Annotated in this window: 4 protein-coding genes; all 4 read right to left on the bottom strand. The window is 50.0% G+C overall.

The window, feature by feature from the left end; all coding sequences use genetic code 11:
• A partial coding sequence (locus DBO31_RS06030; RefSeq protein WP_150824692.1) for a four-carbon acid sugar kinase family protein occupies positions 1-977 on the bottom strand: 977 nt, incomplete at its 3' end.
• A 23-nt stretch (positions 978-1,000) separates the two neighbouring features.
• Positions 1,001-1,897, bottom strand: coding sequence for an NAD(P)-binding domain-containing protein (locus DBO31_RS06025; RefSeq protein WP_075581271.1), 897 nt, complete (start codon positions 1,895-1,897; stop codon positions 1,001-1,003).
• A 41-nt stretch (positions 1,898-1,938) separates the two neighbouring features.
• Positions 1,939-2,607 carry a GntR family transcriptional regulator gene (locus DBO31_RS06020; protein ID WP_159897780.1) on the bottom strand — a complete coding sequence of 223 codons (669 nt, stop codon included), beginning with the start codon at positions 2,605-2,607 and terminating at the stop codon, positions 1,939-1,941.
• A 241-nt stretch (positions 2,608-2,848) separates the two neighbouring features.
• Positions 2,849-4,905 (bottom strand): isoleucine--tRNA ligase (ileS, locus tag DBO31_RS06015; RefSeq protein ID WP_150824691.1); only part of this gene is annotated, 2,057 nt, incomplete at its 5' end.

Genomic DNA, 4,905 nt, shown 5'->3' with positions numbered 1-4,905 from the left:
TTATCCAGCTCTTTCAATTTTTCCAGCTGCTGGGTCGTCTTTTTGACGTGGGAGCCGATGACGATGAGACCGCCATTCGTATTGCCGGCTACGACCAGTTCTTCTTTCGTCAGAAGCGGTTTATCCGACACGCCGCCCAGTACTTTTGTCAGAGCCGCCGCAGAACGGAACATGAAATGGCGTCCCGCTTTCATCGCTTTAAGCAATGCCAGGGCAAATACTTTGACATCGATATAGTCGGTGCAGTTGACGATGACTTTGTTGAAATCATGGACTGCTTCGAGCTGGGCCGCCACTTTATCTATGTTGCCGGCCCGCAGGTCTTCCAGAGCAATGCAGGTAACGCTGTCTGCCTTATACGCACCGCCCGTTTTTTCTTCGATGTATTCCGGCATGGTCGCCGCCGTATAGCCAAAGGTGCTGTCCTGGGCAAATTCCGTTTCGTTAGCCGGGACCAGATATTCCCCTTCCTGTACGTAATGAACGTTGCCAATAGTGAAGCGGCCACCTTCTTTAAAGAAGGGCATCAGGACTTCCCCATCAATAACCGGGGCGCCATTGGCTTCCAGTGTATCCTTGAGGACCTGCGTTTCCAGTGGATAATGGCCGCGCAGCGTAGAATCACTGCGGCTGATGACGATAAAATCCTTACCGGTCTTCTTGGCAATAGCCGATACCCGCTGTGCTATCGTCTGATGTACTTCTGTCGTGTGCTGGCGGGAGAAAGCCCGGGAGTTAGTCAGTACATAAAATTCCGAATTGGCTTCGTCAAACCCCTGGGTCAGGGCATCTTCCGTCCATTCCGTATATACGGAAATATCGTGCACTGTCTGTGTTCCCGTAGGATCATCATCGAGAACGACGATTTTTTTATGGAATTCCTGTAATTCTTTCAGCAGTTCTTTCGTGATTTCTTCTTCATTCACCTGTACGGCCGGAAGGGTACGGAATACTTCTTCTTTTAATACTTTTGCCATGATTGTCTCCTCTTCTGCACGCCTTATTTTTCTTCTGTTTTAACGGTAACACCGGAAATCTGTTCATAGAACTGAACGTAACCGGCATGATCGTCCATGATGTGGCCAGATTGTTTAAGGCTGAGCTGGATCTGCTGTACGATTCCGGACAGGAAGAGCGGTACCTGCAGATCGCGGGCTGTATTCATGACGTTGGTAATATCTTTCAGGTTGACTTTAATTGTACCGCCGGCTTTAAAATCGCGGTTGAACATCTTCGGCGCTTTTGTTTCCAGAACGGTACTGCCAGCCAGGCCGCAACGGACAGCTTCGAACACTTTTTTCGGGTCAGCGCCGGCTTTCTGGGCCAGTACCAGGGCTTCTGCGACGGCGCAGATATTGACATTGACCATAATCTGATTAGCCAGTTTCGTGACAGAACCGCTGCCGGTCGGACCGACGACAATCCAGCTGGAGCCCATGGCTTCGAAGGCATCTTTGATTTTTTCAGCAGCTTTTTCATCTCCGCCAATCATAAATGCCAGTGTCCCGTTGATGGCGCCTTCTTCGCCGCCACTTACGGGAGCATCGAGGAAGGGGCAGTCCTTGGCAGCTGCCAGGTCACGGCACTGTTTCGATTCGATGGGAGAAACGGAGCTGCAATCGACGACGACCGTACCTGCATCGACGCCGGCCAGGATGCCGTCTTCTTTCGTAAGGACATCCTGTACGATAGCTGCCGTCGGAAGAATGGTAAATACGGCATCTTTGCCTTTTGCCAGTTCTTTGACCGATGCGGCTGATTTACCACCAGCTGCGACGACTTCATCGACCAGTTCCTGTTTCAAGTCGGATACGGTGACATCAATACCGGCCTTCAACATATTCATGACCATCGGTTTCCCCATGATTCCCAGACCTACAAACCCTACTTTTAACATAATAATGACCTCCTTGACCAGCAAATATAATAACTAAAATTTTAATTGTCTGCTACTGTTTCAGCGGCATGCAGAATTTCCCTGGTAACCTGCATATGCTCTTCGAACGCTCTGACTGCACCTGGTTCATCTCCGGCATGCAGATAGGTCAGAATACGTTCATGTTCCCTGATGGCCTTCGCCATACGGTCGGCATCATGGAGCGAATGGACCGTTGCCTGTTCCTGCTTCGTATGGATCATGTCAGAAACCTGCATCAGGTACGGATTTTCTGTAAAGGCGACCAGCAGCCGGTGAAACGCTACGTCCGATTCGGAAAATTCATACTGGTGATGTGAATCCGCCGCTTCCTTCGTCTGTTCGATGCACCGTTCCAGCTGATGCAATGCTTCCTGCCCTTTTTCAGAGCGGTAATCACGCACGAGTTTTCGTATGCCGAATTCTTCAATAGCCAGGCGGGCCTCGATGATTTCTTCAATATCTGCTGAGGAAATAGCTTTGACGCCAAAGCCGCGATTGCTGTAGATTTCGACCAGATTTTCATGCTTCAGGAGTTGTATCGCTTCCCGTACGGGTGTCCGCGATACTTGCAATTCGTCGGCAATCATCTGTTCAGAATAAATTGTGTCCGGGACAAGAGTTCCCCGGACGATGGATGACTTCAGATATTCATAGACCTGTTCCTTTATGGAAATCTTAGTTATCACCATATGAATCACCTCCTCATCGTCTTTACTTGTATGTAGCATACTACTCTCTTGCATCTGTGTCAATACTCGTATCCATATATGTTATATAAAATTGTTATTCTCATTGCATAATTCTAAACTTTCAAACATGGGTATGCTAAATTGTCTCCACATAAGTACCAGCTCCGGATGGCCGTACCGTTGCAAAAAGGACTTGTCGTCAGCGACAAGTCCTTTTGTTTCCGGCATTTCCGGAGAAATATTATTCTTTTAATACAGCGGCGCAGCGGGCACATAATGTCGGGTGATCCGGATCCGAACCGACACTGGCATCATGTTTCCAGCAGCGTTCGCATTTTTCGTGAGACGACGGTTCTACGACAACCTTCGTATCTGCATGGTGTTCACCAGCCATAGCATCAGCCGGAGCATCACCTTTTACGAGGTTGACTTCACTGACGATGAGCAGCGTTGCCAGGCGTTTCTGCCACTGGCTGAGGAAGTCGTAGTCTTCGCCATCGGCATAAATCGTAACGGCTGCATCGAGAGGATGGCCGATCTTATGGTCTTTACGAGCGACTTCCAGAGCACGCATGAAGTCGCTGCGATAGGACAGAAGTGTGTTCCACCGTTTTTCCATATCTGCATCGAGATATTCCGGATGTTTTTCCGGCCAGTCCGTGAGAAGTACGCTTTCTTCTTTGCCTTCTACAGCGGGCATATTCTGCCATACTTCTTCCGTCGTAAAGGACAGGACCGGTGCCAGGATTTTAACCAGCGTATCGAGGATATGATACATAGCAGTCTGGGCACTGCGGCGGATCTTAGCATCGGCTTTTTCCGTGTAGAGACGGTCTTTGATGATATCCAGATAGATAGCACTCAGATCGACCGTGCAGAAATTATGGATGGCGTGATACATGACGTGGAACTGGTAGTTTTCATAGGCATCGGTTACTGTTTCCAGAACCTGTTCCATGCGCATGAGTGCCCACTTATCCAGTTCGGACATGTTTTCATAAGCAACGGCATCGGTTGCCGGATTGTAATCAGCCAGATTGCCCAGGAGATAGCGGAAGGTATTGCGGATTTTACGATACACATCGGAAAGCTGCTTCAGGATTTTCGGCGAGAGGCGGATATCACCCTGATAGTCAGCTGATGCAACCCAGAGGCGCATGACATCGGCACCGTATTTTTCGATGACTTCCTGCGGAGCAACCGTATTGCCCACAGATTTACTCATCTTACGGCCTTCGCCATCGACGGTAAAGCCATGAGTCAGGACCTGACGATAAGGAGCGATGCCATTGATGGCAACGGAAGTCAGCAGGGAGCTGTTGAACCAGCCGCGATGCTGGTCAGACCCTTCAAGGTACATATCGACGGGATAACCGGAATCGGGGTCATTTTTCATGACTCCCTGATGAGTGCAGCCCGAATCGAACCAGACATCCATCGTGTCTTCTTCCTTGCGGAATTCTGTACCGCCACAGTGCGGGCACTTATAGCCTTCGGGAAGAAGTTCTTTGACATCATGCATCCACCATGTGTTGGAGCCTTCTTCAGCAAACATTTTCTGCAGGTGAGTGATGGTTTCATCGTTGATGATGTGTTCACCACAGTCCTTGCAATAGAAGATAGGGATAGGCACGCCCCAGACACGCTGACGGGAAATGCACCAATCACCGCGGTCGCGGATCATATTATAGATGCGGTCGTGGCCCCAGGACGGAATCCAGCGGACTTTGTCGATAGCATCGAGTGCTTCCTGACGGAATCCATCGACAGAAGCAAACCACTGTTCTGTCGCACGATAAATGATCGGCTGTTTGCAGCGCCAGCAGTGCGGATACTGATGACGGAACGTGCTCTTGGCAAAGAGGGCATTGATTTCCGCCAGTTTTTTGATGACCGGCACGTTGGAATCAAATACGAACTGGCCTTCAAAGCCGGGAACCTTATCGGTATAACAACCGGTTCCATCAACTGTACCCAGCGGCTTCAGGCCCCAGGCAGCATATTTCATGCAGACATTGAAGTCGTCTTCGCCGTGGTCCGGAGCCGTATGGACGAGGCCGGTGCCGGCTTCCAGCGTGACATGATCACCCAGGATAATCGGCACTTTGCGATCTGCATAGAGCGGATGCTGGAATACGAGGCCTTCCAGCTGTTTCCCTTTCATGACATCCGGCAGTACTTCGTAGTCTTCTACTTTCCCGGCCTTCATGGTCGGTTCTACCAGATCCTTGGCCATGAGCAGATATTCATCACCAATCCGGACCCAGACGTAGTCGAATTCTTCGTTGGCGCTGATAG

Source organism: Megasphaera sp. DJF_B143 (assembly GCF_900320625.1).
In the GTDB taxonomy this organism is placed as follows: Bacteria; Bacillota; Negativicutes; order Veillonellales; family Megasphaeraceae; genus Megasphaera; species Megasphaera hexanoica.
Note: the sequence above shows the minus strand (reverse complement) of the source record. Positions and strands in the feature narration are given on the sequence as shown.